We start from the raw sequence: 19,488 nt of genomic DNA on the forward strand, positions 1-19,488 counted from the left end.
ATGTAAGGGTTTATTACGAAAAATAGTAAAGGTATTTTATTAAGGGCGTTAATGTGTTTTGCTCTATCGTATTTTTTATGCGCACAGTTCATTACACAGTCCACCGTATGCAGCGCTAAAATCTACAAAGTTAAGGAGCATGAAAAACCGGCTGGTTTAAAGGGTGAATTTATTGCTTACTATGACTTCCAGAAGAAGGAAACTACATATTACGATAAGAATGAGATTCCTACGAAAAAGTTCCAAAAAAAATGAATTATAAACCGCAAAAGCCAGACGAAAAGCTGATACAACGTTATAAGGTAAAAAGCGTTAATACACCGACCAAACTACTAAATACTAATTTCACGAGTGATGTCAATACTACAGGTACAAGTTTATATTCCTATTTACCAGATAATAGAATTAAAGTAAGTTCATCACAAATTAATTCTTTCCCATATTATTCAATCTGTAAATTAACAATGACATTTCCAGATTCACCCGGATATGTCACTTTAGGAACAGGCTATGAACTATGGAATAAACTATGCGCAACAGCAGGTCACTGTTTGCTAAACTCAAACGGAAAATACTTTAACTCTATTAAAGCCGAGTTTGGATACAATAATGGTACTTGTATAAATCAACAAGCACAATTAACTCTATCGATGACTGTGTTATTGACTCCAACAACTACTGCATGCCGGGACAGAGTGGCTCACCATTATATCTCCCAGGTGGATATGCCATTGGCATAACTTCTGGAAATGCAAACGACCGGTCTATGTTTTCTGTCCAACTTGATAATGGTATTACGACTTGGCTTAACCAAAATGGCTATTTTGACTGAAAGGAGAATTGAAAATATGAAGCGTATTATTTTGTCTTGTTTAAGTTTACTCATGTTATTTTCCATGCTTACCCCTTGGAAAACAAGTGCAAAATCAAAGAGCAAGTTGAACAAAACCAGTATTACCATGTACACAGGAACAAAAGTAAAATTAAAACTAAAAGGGACTAAGAAAAAATGTAAATGGTCCGTAAATAAACCACAGATAATCTCAGTTTCCCAAAAGGGAATCGTAAAAGCAAAGAAAAAAGGAAAGGCTAAAGTAATTGCAAAAATCAAGAAGAAAAAATATATTTGCAAAGTAACAGTAAAAGTCAAAAAAAAGCAAACAGATAAATCAAATTCCGGCAACAAGTCAACACCGGACACTTCAGCAAATACAAACACCAACACAAATGACAGTGCGGTCAAAAGTCTGACTAATCTGTATATTAAAAATGTACTGCAAAACAATACCGACACATGGATTTTGGTAAACACAAAAGATTCATCCGGTGTAACCTACTCCATTTCGTATCAGTCAATTGGTGCAAATGTTGCCATCACGTTAAACGGAAAAACTGTCGATAAAACAGCATTGCAGAAAGGGGATTCCTTAGAGATTGGGTACACAGGAGATTTGCCGGATGCCAGAAAATCATGGATACCTCATCTTGCATATCTGAAAGCAACAAGAGCATAACAAGTTTTGTCGGCTGGATTTCAGACAGCAAACAATTCTTGCAAATTAAATATTTATATTTTAGCAAAGCCACACTGCTTCGTCGGGCACTGCCCGCAATAGGAAGCAACGTGGCTTTGCTTTTTTAGGGCGACAGCTATTTGGGTTATAGAACTGTATATGCGTAGTTTAGTTCATATTTCTTTTACACAGTCATTCTATCTATACGCTCCATTGAAAAATAGGAAAACAAAACGGTATATTACATGATAAAATTTACAAGAAAGAGTATTGTTGCCGAATACAATACGAACTTTATGATTATAGCCACCCTTTATTGAATAAATGTTTTATTTTATCGGCGACAAAACAAACAGTCTCAAAAAACAATTTTAAAAAGGAGGGTTTTCTATGAAGAAAACACACAAAAAATATGTAGCTTTATTAACAACATTAGCCGTGATTGTTTGCACATTATTTTATACAAACACAGCCAAAGCAGATACTGAAAATTCTTGGGAGCCTTCAGATGTAGTAAAAGTTTCAAAATGTACTGTTAATGGGTCAGAACGGACCTTAACTTTACTCAAAAATGGAGATTTATACTTTCAAGCAACCGAAACAAGTTCTCCAAAATTTGCATTCTTAGATGTTATGAATTTTGGATTTGACAAAATGTATGGAACAGTTTATGTATTAACGTCCGAAAATTTGTTGGGTTGGTGGAATTATGATTTAACTAATTCTCCTACTTTAAATTCAGTTTTTAAAAACATGAGTAATCCAAAAGATCCTATAGGTGATATAGAAAAATTACTATTTGATGAAAATAATGAATTTGTCATCGGCTACAAAACTATCACTGGAGAAACTTATCCAACATTAACAATGTCTGAAATGAAAGCTTTTCTGGAAATTCCTGACGATCCTACACCAACGCCTACTCCGACCGCACCAGTATCTACTCCTTCTGCAACTCCAAAAGTTACCCCTACTACTCCTCCAAAAAACACAACTGATCCTGTTGTTACACCAAAAACAGTTACAACAAAGAAAGTTGTTAAAAAGAAAGCTGGTTATTCCTGTCTTTCTATTGGAAATAAAGTAACTAGCAAGTACAAACTTGCAAAGGGTAAACTTACTTGGAAAGGAAGCAGCAAGAGTAAGAAATATTCTGGAATTAAGTCAGCTGCATTCATAAAGAAAAGTGGCAACCTTGTCTTTTTGACTAAAAAAGGTAAAGTATACACCTTATCTCCTAAAGGGAAGAAAAAGTGTATTGTTAAAAAAAAGGGTAAAAAACTTATCTTAAAAAATAAGTTTGCAGTAAAAGTCCAGGTAGGCAAGAAATATATTAACATAGTAAACAAGTAATTTCGATAATTGAAGCCATGCAAAAAAACAAACTCACGCTGCTTCGTCGAGAGCTCGCTCACGTAAGAAGCAGTGGGAGATTGTTTTTTTTAGGGCGACAGCCCGTGACCTCGCAGGCTCTGCCTGCGAGGTTGCATGGCTTGTGTAGTATAACGCGACAGATTAGAAGATCCCTTGGCGCACCAGCGAGCTGGCAACTTGCTTCATGCAACGCAAATTGTCTCCAAAGTCCAAAAACGTTGCATGCACACAAAAAACTTCCATTCCCAATGCAACGCTATCTCTCAAGCCAACCAAAAAGAGTTGCTTTTGTGTCGCAATACGCCTAAAAACGTCGCAAAACAAGAAAAATATGCAACCCTTTACCTCATATCAAGACCAAAGCGTTGTTTTAGACACCCCAGCCAAAATCCCCCGGCTAAACCACCCCATCTTCCCTCACACAGCAGAGATTTTATATCTTTTTGGTATCCTGCGTATAAACACGCGGGTATCTAGCATGCTTGCATGCCGATACCCCTGCGCGTTTATCAGCGGGAGCGGCGCAGGAATACCAAAAAGATATAAAATCTCCGCTTGAAACCATCCCCCCTTTCATTGTAAAATAAACTCAACCACACAAAAAGGAGACCGTTATGAAACACATTTTATGCTATGGCGATTCAAACACACACGGATACATTCCCGGTGGCGGACGCTATGATGACGATACACGCTATACCGGTATTCTCGCCAAATTACTCGGCAGCGACTACCGGATTATCGAGGAAGGACTAAACAGCAGAACTTCCTCCTTTGATGACCCTTTTGAGCCATACAAAAACGGAATGGACTGTCTGGTTCCCTGCTTAGACTCGCATAAGCCATTGGATTTAACAATTCTTATGTTAGGAAGCAACGACATGAAAGTTTATTTCTCACCTTCCGTCGAAAAAATTGCAGGAAGTCTCGCCAAAGTATGCCAGACAATCCTAATGGTAAGCGAGGCACCGGTTCTGTTAGTAAGCCCGATTTATCTGGGCGATAACATGGCAGATTCCGACTTTGCAGCAAGTTTTCCGCCATCTTCCATCGCGATTTCGCATGAACTTGGCGGTGCACTTGAAGAAGTTGCAAGACAACTGGACATTCCATTTTTAGATGCCGCAAAAGTCACCCTGCCATCGAAAGAAGACAGCCTTCACTTAACAAAAGAAGGACATTTGGCACTTGCCGAAGCACTTGCCAAAAAAGTAAAAGAAATCTTAGAATAAGCGAGGCAATCATATGAATGTAGTAGGAATTATAGCAGAATACAATCCCTTTCATAAGGGACATGCCTATCAGATTCAAAAAGCAAAGGAACAATGTGGTGCAGAATTCGCCGTTGTCGTAATGAACGGTGATTTTGTCCAGCGTGGCGAACCTGCCATTTTTGACAAATACACCCGCACAAAAGAAGCACTTTGGGGCGGTGCCGACCTCATTTTTGAGCTGCCGGTTCGGTTCGGTCTATCAAGCGCCGGTGATTTTGCCATGGGCGGCATTCTTGCGCTGAACGCTCTTCCATTTGTCACGCATTTATGTTTTGGCACGGAAACCGGTGACCTCACCCCTCTTTTGCAGGCCGCCTCCTTTCTTTGCGATGAACCCGATTCCTACCGCACGCGCGTGAAACATTTCGTAAAACAAGGTATTCTCTATCCAAAAGCCCGCTCACTTGCCTTGGCTGCTGAATCCGGACTGCCGACAGAAACCTGGGACTCGCCAAACAACATTCTTGGCTTAGAATACTGCGTCGCCCTGCAAAAGCTTCATTCTAAAATTAAACCTTTTACCATACGGCGCGAGGGGCAGGGATACCATGACAATGACACACCGGCACTCTCCGATTTTCCTTCTGCTACTTTTCTGCGCAAACAAATTCGCAAAGCCGGGGAAAAGGAAAACCTTTCGCTAAGCGATTTTTCATCCCTGATTGGCTACTCTCTTTTAACCGCAAAAGATTTGTGCCGGATAAAAGATATTACGCCGGATTTGTCTGACCGCATCCGGAATGAATTGCCAAAATACCGGGAGATAAATGAATTCGTAAAGACAATTAAAAATCCGTCCCTCACAACCGGACGAATCAAGCGCAGCTTCTTTCAGTGCCTGTTTGACATCGAAAAAGAAGAACCGGTTATGCCGTATCTGCGTGTTTTAGGCATGAAAAAAGAAGCATCTTCCCTGCTTTCACAAAAAGAAAATGCTTCTTGTCAGATTCTCACAAAACTTGCCTTTGATGTGCCAAAAATGGACGATACTGCAAAAAAACTCTTCGCAAAGGACTTACTCGCTTCCGATTTATACCGGCAAGTCTTTTGTCACAAATACAATCAGACACTGCCTAATGAATATCAGCACTCGCCGATTGTCCTTTGAGTCTGCCATATAATTTCGTCATTTTTCTGATTTTTTCACAAAGTTTATCATCAAACACGCCACCGGCCATTCGCCATTTCCAGTTGCCGCCAAGTGTCGATGGTGTATTTATTCTTGCCGAATTTGGCAGACACAGATAATCCTGTGCAGGAATAATGCAAAGATCCGAAACACTTCCCATCGCCAGCGCAATCAAATCCCATGTCAATTTTTTCTTCGAGGTAAACCGGCTGCGGTTCATATAGCGAAGTGCCACATCCTTATCCTCTTTTTTTAACTCATCAAAAAAACTATACGTTGTCGCATTATCATGCGTTCCGGTATAAACGACCGAATTTCTGTCATAATGATACGGCAGATAATCGCTGTCCTCTCTGGAATCAAATGCAAACTGTAACACTTTCATCCCAGGGAAACCGGAATCCGCCAAAAGTTTGCGGACCGAATCAGTCAAAAATCCCAAATCCTCAGCAAGAATCGGAAGTTTTCCCATTTGATTCTCCAAAGTCTCAAACAACTCAATGCCCGGACCTTTTTCCCACTCACCAAATTCTGCGGTTGCATCTCCATACGGAATCGCATAATATTCATCAAAGCCTCGAAAATGGTCAATGCGGAGCATATCATACAACTCGTAACACGTTTTAATTCTTGAAATCCACCACGAATACCCCTGATTCTTGTGAACATCCCAGCGGTACAATGGATTTCCCCATAGCTGCCCGGTTGCAGAAAATGCATCCGGCGGACATCCCGCAACTGCCGTCGGCAGTCCATTTTCATCAAATTGGAACAATTCCGGATGTGCCCAGGTATCCGCACTGTCTAAGGCAACATAAATCGGAATATCCCCAATAATTGAAATCCCTTTGTCATTGGCATATTTTTTCAACGCCGCCCATTGAGTATAAAATTCATACTGAACAAATTGGTAAAAATTAACATCTTCCAGCAAACGGTTTCGATAAGACACCATTGCCTCCGGCGAACGAAGCCTAATAGCGTCCTCCCACTCCAAATAACTTTTTCCGGACTTATTATCTTTAATTGCCATAAACAAGGCATAATCAGCAAGCCACTCAGAATTTTTCTGCACAAACGCCTGATAAGAAACATCCGCTTCAATACTACTGTTTGCATATGCCTTCCGTAACAGACCAAGCCGCTTCTGAAACAACACATCATAGTGTACTTCTTTACCACTCGTTCCTTCGGCGGCGCGAATGCAGTCATTCTCGGTTAAGTATCCTTTTTTCACAAGGTCATCCGGTGAAATAAAATACGGATTTCCGGCGAAAGTAGAAAATGCCTGATATGGCGAATCTCCATAGCCGGTCGGTCCCATCGGCAGAATCTGCCAGTAACTTTGACCCGCCTTCACCAACTGGTCTACAAAATCATAAGCACACCGGTCAAAACAGCCAATCCCATACTTGGAAGGGAGGCTGGCAACCGGAAGCAAAACACCACTGCTTCTTTTCATAACCTATGCTCCTTCTGTCTGTGGCAGCACTTAATTTGCTGCTAATAACGCTTTACTTACTTTCACATCAAATTTATCTGACCACGTTTTGTATGTCTTTTGAAAACTTTCCGTCTGTTTTTCAGACACAAGCTGATTCCGGTACTGCTGCTGCAACGCCGCTGAATTGGTCTGAATACAATGCGCAATATAAAAACCGTCTTTTTCCTCAATAAGAGCAGATGTCTGATTCTTTTTCAGGCTGACAACAGCTTTTGCAAGATTAGTACGGCTGTCCTGATTTCCAATTACATACTCAATCGCATCTGCCTGTGTTTTGTTTTTTGCCACCGTGTAAAAACTATTCTGTGAGCTTGTCACTTCACTCAAAATCCGCGACATCGTATTTTTCACAGTTTCCTTATTTTTCGCGTTCGCTGCCTGATAAATCAATTCCACCTTTGCCGCCGAAAGTGTATTGGCCGCATAATCAATTTTGAGTTTTCCCATCTGTACATTGTACATTTTCTGCGCCAGTTTGTTTTCCTCGAAAATTTTAGAAAGTACCTTTAATTCAATTCCCTGCGTCTGCTTGTCCTTCGCCGGAATCGAATCAAACACCGTCTTTGCCCGGTAATCTGCCTCTTCCTTTTCATCCGTTGCAAGCTGCACCTTCTCGATAGCAGCCTCTTTGCCAATTACCTTTACCTGAATAATCTGGCGAAGCACCGACTCAATTGCTTCCTGTCCGACAGACTTATCCTTTACCGCTTTATTGTACTTCCAAATATCGGTTCCTAAAATACTCTCATACTGATTCTTCATAAAATAATAGTAGGTCTTGTATTCCTTATAAGAAACTGTCGTCTTTCCTACTGCAATAACGGAAGAATCCTCTTTTAAGTTACTATTTGATACCGATGCCGCACGCTCGGAAGAGCTTGTTTCCTCCACCGCCTCGCTTCCGCATCCAACAACACCAATACACATGCTGACACATACTAGTATTGCCAAAATAAATTGTTTCATATCGTTCCTCCTCATTCTTTATTTGATATGCTAAGTGCACGAATTTCATCTACTATTTTCTCCGCCTCCGAAAGCACATTACCCGTATATTGATAAACAAAATATGGTTTTGCCCCCGGCACAAAACGAAGTTTTCTCCCCATCGATGCGATGAGTTTAGGAATTCCTTCCACATCAATTTTCGCCTGTGGATACATCGCAAACTGAAGCTGCTCTTTTTTACTTGCCACCTCCATAATAAACGCTTCATGCGCCTTCGCTTTCAAAATGGCAATATTCAAAAGATTCATTACACTCTTTGGCGGCTCACCAAAACGGTCAACCAACTCATCAATCATGTCCGTTTTTTCGTCTTCCGTCTCAAGTTCCGCAATTCTTTTATAAATGTCCAGTTTTTGGAATTCATTTTTAATATAACTGACCGGAATAAATGCGTCAACCTTTATTTCGACACTCGTTTCATATTCTTCCTCCGGCACTTCTTCTCCTTTGCACTTTTTCACCGCTTCATTGAGCATTTTACAATACAAATCATACCCGACTGCTTCCATGTGTCCATGCTGGCTTGCACCCAAAAGATTACCTGCCCCTCGTATTTCCAAATCCCTCATGGAAATGCGGAATCCCGAACCAAGTTCCGTAAACTCCTTAATCGCCGCCAGACGTTTTTCTGCCACTTCTTTTAGCAATTTGTCCCGTTTATAAAGGAGAAATGCATAAGCCGTACGGTTACTTCTTCCCACACGTCCGCGTAACTGGTAAAGCTGGGACAGTCCAAGCCTGTCTGCATCCTCAATAATAATCGTATTTACATTCGGAATATCAAGCCCGGTTTCCACAATCGTAGTCGCTACCAAAACATCAATCTCACCCTCAACAAACCGAAACATCGTCCGCTCCAGTTCACGTTCATTCATCTGTCCATGGGCAAAGGCAACCACCGCTTCCGGCACAAGTTTCGCAATTTCATTTGCCACAATATCCATATTGCCAACACGATTGTATACATAGTACACCTGACCGCCTCTTCCGATTTCTCGTAAAATGGCTTCTCTTACAATCGGCTCACTTTTTTCCATAACAAATGTCTGAATCGGCATACGGTCTACCGGCGGCTCCTCCAAAACACTCATATCGCGGATTCCAACCAAACTCATATGAAGGGTCCTCGGAATTGGTGTCGCCGTCAGCGTCAGCACATCAATATCATTTTTCATCTGCTTTAATTTTTCTTTGTGCGTCACACCAAACCGCTGTTCCTCGTCAATCATCAAAAGTCCCAGATTCTTATAAGAAACACTTTTGCTTAGAAGCCTGTGAGTTCCAATGACAATATCAACACTGCCCTTTTTCAAACCCTCAATCGTTTTTTTCTGCTCCGACGGTGTTCGCAGACGGCATAATAATTCCACGTTAATTCCGTAATCTCTCATGCGCTGTGAAAAAGTATTGTAATGCTGTGCCGCGAGAATCGTTGTCGGCACTAAAAAGGCAACCTGGCAGCCATCCATCACCGCCTTAAACGCGGCACGAATCGCAATCTCTGTCTTGCCATAGCCAACATCGCCGCAAATCAAACGGTCCATAATGCGGCTGCTTTCCATATCTGCCTTTGTCGCCTCAATTGCCTTTAACTGGTCTTCCGTTTCCTCATACGGGAAAAGTTCTTCAAATTCTTTCTGCCAGACCGTATCTTTTTCAAAACAATGACCTTTTTTTGCCTGCCTCTTGGCATACAATTCGACAAGTTCCCCGGCAATCTCCTTAACCGCACCTTTCACCCTCGTTTTCGTCTTTTTCCATTCCGGCGAATTCAATCGGTTCAGCTTTGGAACTTTGGCATCACTTCCCGCATATTTTTGCAGCACTTCAAGCGACGTCGCAGGCACATACAAATTACTTCCTGCCGCATACGCCACCTTGAGATAATCTTTTGTCACATGGTCTTTTTCAATTTTTTCAATTCCCTGATAAATGCCAAGGCCATGATTTTCATGAACTACATAATCACCGATTTTTAAGTCGTTAAAACTGTGAATCGCAGCACCATTATACTGCTTTACTTTTCGTTTTTTCTTTTTCTTTGCGCCGAAAATATCACCTTCTGTGACAACGACAAAACGAAGCGTGGGATACTCAAATCCTCTTCGCAGATTTCCTCTTGCCACCATGATTTCTCCCGGCATGATTTCACGCTCAAAATTTCCTTCATAAGATGCCGTCAAATCAAAATCCTGCAAGTCCTCACACAGTCTGCGCCCTCTTGTCTCCGACCCGGACAGCAAAAGCACACGGTATCCGTTTTTCTTAAACCGCTGTAAATCCTTTGCCAGCATCGAAAAATTATTGTTATAGGAAGGTGCCGCCTGCACAGAAATGAAAAACTTGTGCTTCACGGTCAAATCGGAAATCGGCGTATCAAGAGTCGTCAGCAAAACAAGCGGATTGTCCTGCAGCCGTTTCATCACTTCCGGTAAAGAATACAAAATGTCCATCTGTCGGGGCAGAATATATCCCTTTTCCAATCTCGTACTCATGCTCTCTCGAAACTCATATTCCACCGTCTCCGCACGCTCTATTAAACGCGCCGGCTCATCAAGAAAAACAATCGTTTTTCGATGCGCAAAATAATCAAAAAAGGAAACAACCTGCTTTTCAAAATACAAAATATAACTTTCCAGATTTACCATGCCGTGATAAGCATGAAATGTTTCCTCAAAACTTTCGATGTTCTGGCGAAGTCTTGCTGCTTCTTCATTTTTCCCCTGCTCTTTTAACTCTTTTACGGTCTTTTCCATATCAAGCCGTATTTCCCTAAGGCCTCTCACCGCGGTATCTTCGGTCATAAACACTTCTGCCGCCGGGTAAATTTCGATTTCCGAAAGGTCTTCCACGGAACGCTGGCTCTCCACATCAATCCGGCGAATCGTATCAACTTCATCATCCCACAAATCAATTCGGCACGGGCACTCCTCAGTCAACGGATAAATATCTATAATCCCGCCCCTTACCGAAAATTCGCCTTCACTTTCCACCTGGGAAACATTTGCATATCCCATTGCGGAAAGTTTATGCTGCATCTCTTCTAAATCAAGCAAATCACCCGGTTCAATCCGAATCCGCTGGCTTTCATATTTTTCATAAGGTACACAGGCATCCATACCCGCATCAATCGTCGTGATAATAGTCACAGGTTTGTCTCCGGCAAGCGCCTGAATTGCCTTTAACCGCTCTGCTACAATAGCACTTCCGTGGACGTCTGCGCTATAGAAAATCAAATCCTTCGCCGGATAATACATCACATTTTTATCATACAAACGATAATCCTCTAAAAGCTCTCTGGCACGGATTTCGTTGTACGTGACAATTAGGCGGACGTCAGCCAAATCTTCCATGCCGTAAATCATATGACACTTCTGTGCTTCCATACCGCCCACTACGGTAACCGGAGTCTCCCCCTTATCAACCGCAAGCCTTAATTGGGTATATTCCTCCATTTCACGGAGGGGTGCTAATAATGTCTCCACCGTTTACTCTCCTACTTTCTTTCCATTTACCGCATTCATTGCCGTCTTTACATCTTCCTGCAAAATGGCCAGAAGTCCCTCTTCTGCCAATGCAAACACATCGCGGATTTTTGCATCATCTTCTTTGCTAAAACGTCCCAACACATGTTTTACCAAATCTCCATTTTCCGGTTTTGCCCCCACGCCAATTTTAATTCTCGGAAATTCCTGCGTTCCCAGATGTGCAATAATACTTTTGATTCCATTGTGCCCGCCCGCACTTCCTTTTGGGCGAATCCTCACCTGTCCGACCGGCATGCTGATATCATCGTAAATAATCACGATTTCATCCGTTGTCAGCTTGTAATAATCCATGAGCGCACGCACACTCTCTCCACTCAGATTCATATACGTCTGCGGCTGCACAAGCATAACCCTCTGCCCTTCAATCACACCTTTTCCAACAATTGCTTTTCCTTCTTTACTGCGAAGTGCAATTCCATATTTATCACTCAGATAGGTCACCATATCAAACCCAATATTATGCCTCGTCGCTGCATATTCCGTTCCCGGATTTCCAAGTCCAACAATTAAAAACATTTTTCTTCATCCTTTCCGTTTCCAACATGTAACGCCCGGCGGCATCTTAAGATACCCCCGGGTCATTTTTATTTTCTTAGATTCTGGTTGTATTTTCTTACATGTAATAGTGATAATATCCCGAATGTCCAAAAATATTATACACGCTTCCTGCTATCGCAAATCCGACAATTAAAAGGATTATCACAAGAACTACCGTAATTAAAAGCCAGCAAAAATAGGACCTTGCGTAGTTTCTCAAATTAATACGATTTGTACCACCAACGGCAAATACAATTGCAAAAATAAATCCAATAATCGGAATGCTGAACAGTAACGTATATAAGAAATAACTCCATGCGCCAAGCGGTGTGTAATCAAACCGCGGGTCGTAATTCCGGATTGGAATGTTATTTGGCTGCGGTGGCGTCTGATATGCCTGTCCAAACTGATTGTTCGGTTGCGGCGTCGGGTCCGATTGCGACTGTGATGCTGTCGTTTCCTCCACATTCACATTCTCAGTTTCAATTTTCTTTACAGGCGTGCCACATTCCGGACAAAATAAAGCCCCCTCATTTAATGGTTTCCCACAATTTCCACAAAACATGGTTTATCCTCCTTATTTCCTTCATCTTACTTGTGGTTTTTATTGTAACATATCCGGCTTGTTTTGCAAACACGGAAAAGAACATTGAGGGAAAAAGAATTATTGAGTTTATACAATGCTCTGAACATGTCTCATTACGAGAATCCAGATGATTTAGAAATTATTACTTTAGACAATGCTTTAATTCATCCAGTGAAACCTGATAATGTGTAATCTTTGCGCTTTTCTTCTTTACAAGAACAGCAACCTTTATATCCAGATACTTCTCCGTATAGGAATTGCCCGGTATAAATTCTTTGCCTATCTTTTCTGCATAATTTTCATTATAAACGGTTTCTTCTTTTGTCTTCACTCCGTTTTCTTTGGCAAATTGAATCCGTTTTTGCTCCGGCAGTTCATTCCATTTTTTCATGATTTTATGCATTTGTGTAACCTGCGTATCACGCGTGTCCCCGCTCTGCGTTTCCCCCTGCGCCATTTTGAATGCTTCCTGTGCTTTATCTTCATTTGCCTTTGTCTTATCCAATGACACTTCAAATAAAACACTGACACCTTTGTACTTCGGATTTGCCGAAATCTCTCCTGTCTTTTTATCGTAACAGAAATTTTCAGCACCCGGTGTCTGGTCACTCACACCTAAATAAATACCATAATTTGCAAAAATATCGAGATTATCACACTCATAAATATAATAGCGGATACCATCAATTAACTGGCTCTCCGAACTTCCGCCCATGACAAAAAGATTATACTGCCACGGTGCCTTTCCCTTTACAAAAGGCGATGCAATCATCCGTTCATCCTTTTCCTTTGTATTTTCTACTGCCACAACATAATACGATTTTTCCTTCGACACACCGGAATTAATCTCCTCGTCAAGCAATTTCTTTCCGCTCACTTTTCCGAGATAACTAATTTTGTAGTCACTTGATTTTTTCGTTACGACCTGCTCCGATAATCCGGCAAATTCCTTTGCCAGTTTATCATTTCCCATCTGCTCTGCTGCCTCATTTGCCGTGAGCAAATGAACCGCTGCATAGGCCGTCGTTCCACCAACAAGCAGGCACAACGCAATGACCGCTGCTTTCATAAAATGACTGCCGGCAAAATTTCTCCGGCGTTTCTGTAAAATTGCTCGATAAATCTTCTCTTTATCTTCTTTCGAGCACTCCATTTTCTGATAAATATCTTTAATCTCCATTTCTATTCCTCCCTGGTCTGATATACACTGCCTCGATTAACTCCGACAGCATTTCCTTCATTCAATTCCTGTTTCAATAATTTCTTTGCTTTCTGCAAATACGTTCGTATCGTAGATTCCGGCTTTTTCAATAATTTTGCAATCTGCACACTATTGCAGCCCTCGTAATAATAAAGATACACAACGGTTTTGTATTTCACCGGGAGATTTAACACAAGTTCAAGCATTTCAATTTCATATTCATCATAACGCCCTTTTGTCTCCTCATTTTCCTGCCAGCTTCGATTTTTCCGCCACCAATGTTTCAAAATATTTTTGCAGACATTTCCTGCTGTGACAAGAAGCCACCCTTTTACATGTTCTTCCTCTTTCACGCGCTCCATTGCCTGATAAAAGCGGCAAAAAGTTTCCTGCACGGCATCCTCCGTATCCATCTTATTTTTCATATACGAAAAGCAAAGCCGGTACACATCCTGCATATAAGAATCGTATACCTTTTGAAATCTCGCTTCCTTATCGACGTCGTATAAAGAATGTTCCACTTTCATCCCTCCTTTCACTTAATATACAATTGGCAATGGATTTGCGTCGAGTTTTTTTCTTATTTTTTATGCTTAAACTAATTCTGATTTTTCGGAACCGCCAGAAGCGTAAGCGCAAATGGCAGAATTGCGCAGAAAAACAAACCGATTAGTGCCACCAGATAGTGACGGAAGAAAATAAATAAAACAACATATAAAATTAACAGGAAACACTGCAGCGCAAGAAGCAGTGTTTTTACCTGCCTGTATTTTTTCTCATCCAGATTTTTTTCCAGTTCAAAACCATTCATTAAGGTTCCTTTTTCCTGACTTGTTACCGCCGTATGAACTGCACTTATAATAAGTGCCAGTGTACCAATCACATAAATTGCTATTGCTCCATGCCATTCCATACAAACACCCCCGTTATTTAAAATAAAATCCGGCAATTAAATTTTCTGTATCCAGAGAAATCGTATACACAATCTGACGCTTGCCATAGTCTACAGCCACTTGATAAACCTTCAAATCCTGTCCTGCCTGAGTGGTTTGTGTCACACTTAATAACTTCTCATTTTCTGCTTTTTCAATCATCTGTGATGAAGCTATTTTTTGTGCATCTTCCCAATTTTCCTTAGAAAATGCCGCCTGCATTTTCGCATCACACCGAGCGATAAATTTTTCATATGCGCCATCCGAAAAATCGGTAATTACCTCTCGTACAACATCAGGAATTTTCTCGATTTTCTGAGTTTCAACATTCTTTGTCAACTGCTGCCCGCTGTTTTTTTCGTGCGAGTGTGCAAACCAAACACCTGCCGCCACACAAGCAAATAAAACAAGCACTGCCACGCTGCCAATCAGGATTCTTTTCCCTTTTTGTATGCTCCGTCCATCTTCATTAAATTCACTAACAAACTGCTCCGGTGTTCCCCACTCCTGCCTTATCTCCTCCCAGCTCTTTCCGCCTTCTTTCGCACTCGCAATGTCTGACTCAAGCTGTCGCAGTATCTCTCGTTTTTTGTCCGCTTTACAATGCAGGAGCCGCTTTATCTGTCGTAAAAATTGTTGTTCTGTCATTTGCCGTTCCCCCTTAATAATTCATCCACTTTCTTTTCAAACAAAGTCCAATGCTCCTTTTGAAACAAAAGTCTCTCTCTCCCCTTCTTTGTTATTTCATAATATTTCTTGGGTGCCTTGCCATCTTTCGGCTCAGACCAGCTGCTTTTTGCAAAATCATTGTCCTCCAAGCGGTACAAAATGGGATACAGCGTTCCTTCTTTTAAAGCGAAAAAATCCTCGCTCGCCGCTTTCAAGGTTTGTATCATCTCATACCCATACATACTCTTTTTTGCCAAAAGTTCAAGAACCAGCATCTCTAATACACCCTTTTTTAACTGTTGTTCAAAACTCGCCGTATGCCCTCACCTCTTAACTATTTAGTATTACTAAATACATTGTATCGCTTAGGTTTAGTTCTGTCAACTTTGAAAATAAGCTTCCAGTATGAATGCAACAACTTTTACCCTTGTAAATGCTTTTCATATTTTCCAACCACAGACATCCCATCTTTTACAATTACAAATGCATGCTCATCCACTTCTTTTAATTCCCGCTTTAAATGAGCACATTCATATTTGGACAAAACAACAATAACCATGTATGTATTTTCTTCGGTATAACCGCCTTTTGCTTCCCACCAAGTCGCATCACGGTGATACTCATTGACAATGTAATCAATAATCTTCAAAGGCTTCTTTTTGGTAAATATAACCACTTCCGTGTTAATATTCTGCGTATGAGCCCGATCCGTCATCAACATACTTACTGCCGAATATATAATGCTATATACTGCCGTAGGAAGTCCGAACAATACTGCACAAACAATATAAATAACTGCATTTACCGACAGTGACACTTTGCCAACACTAAATCCTTTAAACCGTTTGGTAAAAATCATACCAACAATATCCAAACCACCGCTTGATCCACCGGATTGCAATGCTATCCCAATTCCTGTTCCTCCAAAAATTCCACCAATTATGCTTGCAGTAAGGGAATCCCTTACAATTGGTATCGCCGGTATCGGAATCAAACTAAGAAACAATGTTTGACTCACCACACAAACCAATGTCCGAAAGAAAAATTTCTTACCGACAAATACATAGGCAAGTACAAACAATGGAATATTCAAAAGCATGTTAATAATACCCGCAATATCCGTTGTCCCGGATGCCAAATGAAAATAACGCACCAATACCGTACGAATCACCTGACTAATTCCCAAAACACCACCATTATAAAGATTTGCCGGTACGATAAAAAGATTAATACCCGCTGAAAAAACTAACATACCAACCACTGCAACCACATTTCGCTGCCAAAATTCCCGCTTTGTATTCATATCATCGCCTCTTTTCTCAAAATGTATGTTTTGCGCCGCATTTCTTTCTCTTATTTTAACAAATTCTTTCTTTTTTTGCTAGTTATGAACTTATAACCTTGAATAAATATGGTGGGTGTAATTGCCAATCCCAGAATAGTTGCATACTCTATTCCACTTAATGGAGTCACCTCAAAAAGTGTCTGCAATCCCGGCAGAAAAAGCACTGCAGCAAGTAGTAATGTTCCCGCTGCAAAAGCACCGATGCTCCATAGATTTGTAGAAAATTTCAAATCTACCAGCAAACGCTCGCTCCGACAGGTAAAGCCGTGAAATAACCGTGCCAACGTTAGGGTAGCAAATGCCATTGTAGCCCCCATTGCATCGCTCCTATTCACCCCTATACAAAAAGCTGCCATTGTTGCTGCTGCAATAAGCGCACCATAGCCAAAGAGATGGCTCACAAATTTTCCTGTAAGAATACCTTCCTCCGGGTTTCTCGGCTTTTGCTTTAATAGTTCGGGATCCGATGGCTCCATTCCAATGGCAAGTGCCGGCAGCGAATCTGTCAACAAATTTATAAAAAGAAGATGAACCGGTTTGAAGGGTGATGGGAGTGCCGCTACCGAGCAAACAAGTACCGCAATAATTGCAGCCATGTTTCCGGAAAGCAGAAACTGTATTGCATTTTTTATATTGCGATACACGTTTCTTCCATTCAGCACAGCTTTAATGATGGTAGCAAAATTATCATCTGCTAAAATCATAGAGGAGGCATCTTTTGACACTTCTGTTCCTGTAATTCCCATTGCCACGCCAATATCTGCTTTCTTTAGTGCCGGTGCATCATTTACTCCATCTCCTGTCATAGCTACAATGCGGCCTTTCTTTTGCCAGTTTCTCACAATTCGTATTTTGTTTTCCGGTGAAACCCTTGCATAAACAGAAATTTCTTCCAAAAGCCCATCTAATTCTTCGTCACTCATAGCATCTAATTCCTGTCCCGTCACCGCCAAATCATCTTTTTGGAAAATGCCCAGCTTTTTTGCAATTGCCTCTGCTGTTACTTTATGATCTCCGGTAATCATAACTGTGCGAATTCCAGCCTGTCTGGCTGTCTGTACAGCATCCACTGCTTCCTCTCTCGGTGGATCAATCATTGCTGCCAAACCGACAAAGATAAATCCATTTTCCTCCTCCAACGTCAGTTTCTTGCCCTCATTAACCTCTTTATATGCAAAAGCAAGTACTCGGAGACCATTTTCAGAAAACTTCTGATTCTGTTGCAAAATTTTCTCTTTCATCTTGTCAGTCATATCACGATTTCCACCAATCTCGGCACATTTTACGCATCGTTCCAGTAAAACATCCACTGCACCTTTCGTTAGTATCATCGTTATACCATGCAGGCGGTATTTGGTGCTCATAAGCTTACGTTCTGAGTCAAAAGCAAGTTCTTCCATTCTTGGTATCATTTCACGAATGACCTCTTCCGAAATTCCAGCCTTTGTCAATCCGGCTTTTTGTGCCATTGTCAAAAGACAGCTCTCTGTGGGATCTCCAATTTCCTTTTTCATTTGAACGGAGGCGTCATTATTCAAAATCGCGTTGTACAAAAAAATTCTGTGAAGCGGTTCCGTTAGCTTAAGGCTCTCTGGCTTAACAACAGTATGATTAATATATATATCTGTTACCGTCATTTTGTTTTGTGTCAGCGTTCCTGTCTTATCCGAACAGATTACCGACACACACCCGAGGCTTTCCACCGCTTTTAATTCCTTAATAATGGCATTCTCCTCTGCCATTTTCCTTGTTCCCATGGCTTGCACAATCGTAACAATAGAACTAAGCGCCTCCGGAATTGCCGCCACAGCAAGAGCCACAGCAAACATTAATGAATCCAGTATTGGCTGTTTCTGACAAATTCTCAGCACAAACACTATTGTGGAAATAATCATGATTACAATAGCAAGCTTTTTCCCAAAATCATCTAAACTTTCCTGCAAAGGTGTTTTCCTCTCTTGCGTGGCATTCATGAGTTCCGCAATCTTTCCCATCTCCGTCTTCATTCCTGTCGCCGTTACTAACACCACCGCACGTCCCTGCGCAACCAATGTACCGGAATATACCATGTTGATTCGGTCTGCCAATGCCGCCTCTTCCTCAATAGCATCTTCTGATTTATCCACATTTGTGGATTCCCCGGTAAGAGAACTTTCATTAACCTGAAGCGAATAATTATCCAAAATGCGTCCATCTGCTGCAATCATGTCCCCTGCTTCCAAAAGAAGAATATCCCCTGGTACAATCTCTTTAGAAAAGATTTTCATTTTTTTACCATCACGAAGTACTTTTGCATGTGGTGATGAAAGTGCCTTGAGAGAATCAAGTGATTTTTCTGCCTTGAGATATTGAACCGTTCCAAGCACAGCATTCATCACAATAACAACAAAGATTACAACCGTACTCTCCACATTTCCTGATAACATCGACACAACTGCGGCAATCATTAAAATAATAACCAGCAAATCCTGAAACTGCTCCGCAAAAATGCGCACCGGACTTTTTTTCTTTGTTGCTTGTAACTGATTTTCCCCTATTTTCTGCCTTATCTCCTGCACCCTGCTTTCTGTCAGACCTTTCTCCGAGACATGTTGGTTTTGGAGTATTTCTTCCCTGGTCATCCGGTAAATTTCTTTCATCTTTTCTTTCCTTTCTCTGATTAATAACAATTTCAAAGTTCGCAGCCCGCCTCAATAAAAAAAGACTTTTTGTGCATGCAAAACACATGCACAAAAAGTCTTGTTCAACAAATCTAATTTGTTCCGTAAATTCCGGATTCTTTCAAATCGTACTGACGAAATCTACACCTCACCTTTTGGCGCGGAACTACTCCCTCTTTGCGGGTTGTTCTTATCTTATCACATATT

General features: G+C 41.2%; 17 protein-coding genes. 5 read left to right on the forward strand and 12 right to left on the reverse strand.

The window, feature by feature from the left end; genetic code table 11:
- Positions 1 to 251: 251 nt before the first annotated feature.
- The 5 genes from DW005_RS13690 to DW005_RS07640 all read left to right on the forward strand — a co-directional run bounded on the left by DW005_RS13690 (position 252) and on the right by DW005_RS07640 (position 5,270).
- A complete protein-coding gene (locus DW005_RS13690) occupies positions 252 to 740 on the forward strand; it encodes a hypothetical protein (protein ID WP_147324424.1) in 489 nt (162 codons plus the stop codon).
- A 108-nt stretch (positions 741 to 848) separates the two neighbouring features.
- Complete coding sequence (locus tag DW005_RS07625) at positions 849 to 1,514, forward strand: hypothetical protein (RefSeq protein WP_117478795.1); 666 nt, start codon at positions 849 to 851, stop codon at positions 1,512 to 1,514.
- A gap of 390 nt (positions 1,515 to 1,904) precedes the next feature.
- Positions 1,905 to 2,867, forward strand: a complete 963-nt coding sequence (locus tag DW005_RS07630; RefSeq protein WP_117478796.1) for a hypothetical protein — start codon at positions 1,905 to 1,907, stop codon at positions 2,865 to 2,867.
- Positions 2,868 to 3,502: 635 nt separating this feature from the next.
- Positions 3,503 to 4,120 carry a GDSL-type esterase/lipase family protein gene (locus DW005_RS07635; RefSeq protein WP_117478797.1) on the forward strand — a complete coding sequence of 206 codons (618 nt, stop codon included), beginning with the start codon at positions 3,503 to 3,505 and terminating at the stop codon, positions 4,118 to 4,120.
- Positions 4,121 to 4,133: 13 nt separating this feature from the next.
- Positions 4,134 to 5,270 carry a nucleotidyltransferase family protein gene (locus tag DW005_RS07640; protein ID WP_117478798.1) on the forward strand — a complete coding sequence of 379 codons (1,137 nt, stop codon included), beginning with the start codon at positions 4,134 to 4,136 and terminating at the stop codon, positions 5,268 to 5,270.
- Here DW005_RS07640 and malQ read toward each other — a convergent pair.
- From malQ to DW005_RS07700, 12 genes are all read right to left on the reverse strand, one after another.
- Entirely contained in the window at positions 5,236 to 6,753 is a 1,518-nt protein-coding gene (malQ, locus tag DW005_RS07645) for a 4-alpha-glucanotransferase (protein WP_117478799.1), read from the reverse strand. The two genes, DW005_RS07640 and malQ, sit on opposite strands and share 35 nt — an antisense overlap.
- Positions 6,754 to 6,783: 30 nt before the next feature.
- Positions 6,784 to 7,761 (reverse strand): peptidylprolyl isomerase, encoded by a 978-nt coding sequence (locus DW005_RS07650; RefSeq protein WP_181974979.1) that lies wholly within the window; start codon positions 7,759 to 7,761, stop codon positions 6,784 to 6,786.
- A gap of 11 nt (positions 7,762 to 7,772) precedes the next feature.
- Positions 7,773 to 11,288, reverse strand: a complete 3,516-nt coding sequence (gene mfd / locus DW005_RS07655) for a transcription-repair coupling factor (RefSeq protein ID WP_347461537.1) — start codon at positions 11,286 to 11,288, stop codon at positions 7,773 to 7,775.
- A 3-nt stretch (positions 11,289 to 11,291) separates the two neighbouring features.
- A complete protein-coding gene (gene pth, locus DW005_RS07660) occupies positions 11,292 to 11,867 on the reverse strand; it encodes an aminoacyl-tRNA hydrolase (RefSeq protein ID WP_117478801.1) in 576 nt (191 codons plus the stop codon).
- A gap of 97 nt (positions 11,868 to 11,964) precedes the next feature.
- A complete protein-coding gene (locus DW005_RS07665; protein ID WP_117478802.1) occupies positions 11,965 to 12,453 on the reverse strand; it encodes a zinc-ribbon domain-containing protein in 489 nt (162 codons plus the stop codon).
- A 163-nt stretch (positions 12,454 to 12,616) separates the two neighbouring features.
- Entirely contained in the window at positions 12,617 to 13,654 is a 1,038-nt protein-coding gene (locus DW005_RS07670) for a hypothetical protein (protein WP_117478803.1), read from the reverse strand.
- Positions 13,655 to 13,656: 2 nt separating this feature from the next.
- Entirely contained in the window at positions 13,657 to 14,196 is a 540-nt protein-coding gene (locus DW005_RS07675) for a sigma-70 family RNA polymerase sigma factor (protein WP_181974980.1), read from the reverse strand.
- Between the two features lie 77 nt (positions 14,197 to 14,273).
- Complete coding sequence (locus tag DW005_RS07680) at positions 14,274 to 14,588, reverse strand: hypothetical protein (RefSeq protein WP_117478805.1); 315 nt, start codon at positions 14,586 to 14,588, stop codon at positions 14,274 to 14,276.
- Positions 14,589 to 14,601: 13 nt separating this feature from the next.
- Complete coding sequence (locus DW005_RS07685; RefSeq protein WP_117478806.1) at positions 14,602 to 15,255, reverse strand: DUF3887 domain-containing protein; 654 nt, start codon at positions 15,253 to 15,255, stop codon at positions 14,602 to 14,604.
- The gene (locus DW005_RS07690) at positions 15,252 to 15,551 is read right to left on the reverse strand and encodes a PadR family transcriptional regulator (RefSeq protein WP_117478807.1); all 300 of its coding nucleotides are present in this window, start codon (positions 15,549 to 15,551) and stop codon (positions 15,252 to 15,254) included. Before DW005_RS07690 ends, DW005_RS07685 begins: the two co-directional genes overlap by 4 nt.
- Before the next feature lie 146 nt (positions 15,552 to 15,697).
- The gene (locus DW005_RS07695) at positions 15,698 to 16,579 is read right to left on the reverse strand and encodes a YitT family protein (RefSeq protein WP_117478808.1); all 882 of its coding nucleotides are present in this window, start codon (positions 16,577 to 16,579) and stop codon (positions 15,698 to 15,700) included.
- A 50-nt stretch (positions 16,580 to 16,629) separates the two neighbouring features.
- A complete protein-coding gene (locus DW005_RS07700; RefSeq protein WP_117478809.1) occupies positions 16,630 to 19,260 on the reverse strand; it encodes a cation-translocating P-type ATPase in 2,631 nt (876 codons plus the stop codon).
- Between the last annotated feature and the right edge of the window lie 228 nt (positions 19,261 to 19,488).

This window comes from Clostridium sp. AF36-4 (genome assembly GCF_003435975.1).
Classification (GTDB): domain Bacteria; phylum Bacillota; class Clostridia; order Lachnospirales; family Lachnospiraceae; genus Eubacterium_F.

Bases quoted from the DNA above. Each gene is read 5' to 3' on its own strand.
- DW005_RS13690 (WP_147324424.1), top strand. From the start codon at position 252: ATGAATTATAAACCGCAAAAGCCAGACGAAAAGCTGATACAACGTTAT.
- DW005_RS07625 (WP_117478795.1), top strand. From the start codon at position 849: ATGAAGCGTATTATTTTGTCTTGTTTAAGTTTACTCATGTTATTTTCC.
- DW005_RS07630 (WP_117478796.1), top strand. From the start codon at position 1,905: ATGAAGAAAACACACAAAAAATATGTAGCTTTATTAACAACATTAGCC.
- DW005_RS07635 (WP_117478797.1), top strand. From the start codon at position 3,503: ATGAAACACATTTTATGCTATGGCGATTCAAACACACACGGATACATT.
- DW005_RS07640 (WP_117478798.1), top strand. From the start codon at position 4,134: ATGAATGTAGTAGGAATTATAGCAGAATACAATCCCTTTCATAAGGGA.
- malQ (WP_117478799.1), bottom strand. From the start codon at position 6,753: ATGAAAAGAAGCAGTGGTGTTTTGCTTCCGGTTGCCAGCCTCCCTTCC.
- DW005_RS07650 (WP_181974979.1), bottom strand. From the start codon at position 7,761: ATGAAACAATTTATTTTGGCAATACTAGTATGTGTCAGCATGTGTATT.
- pth (WP_117478801.1), bottom strand. From the start codon at position 11,867: ATGTTTTTAATTGTTGGACTTGGAAATCCGGGAACGGAATATGCAGCG.
- DW005_RS07665 (WP_117478802.1), bottom strand. From the start codon at position 12,453: ATGTTTTGTGGAAATTGTGGGAAACCATTAAATGAGGGGGCTTTATTT.
- DW005_RS07670 (WP_117478803.1), bottom strand. From the start codon at position 13,654: ATGGAGATTAAAGATATTTATCAGAAAATGGAGTGCTCGAAAGAAGAT.
- DW005_RS07680 (WP_117478805.1), bottom strand. From the start codon at position 14,588: ATGGAATGGCATGGAGCAATAGCAATTTATGTGATTGGTACACTGGCA.
- DW005_RS07685 (WP_117478806.1), bottom strand. From the start codon at position 15,255: ATGACAGAACAACAATTTTTACGACAGATAAAGCGGCTCCTGCATTGT.
- DW005_RS07690 (WP_117478807.1), bottom strand. From the start codon at position 15,551: ATGCTGGTTCTTGAACTTTTGGCAAAAAAGAGTATGTATGGGTATGAG.
- DW005_RS07695 (WP_117478808.1), bottom strand. From the start codon at position 16,579: ATGAATACAAAGCGGGAATTTTGGCAGCGAAATGTGGTTGCAGTGGTT.
- DW005_RS07700 (WP_117478809.1), bottom strand. From the start codon at position 19,260: ATGAAAGAAATTTACCGGATGACCAGGGAAGAAATACTCCAAAACCAA.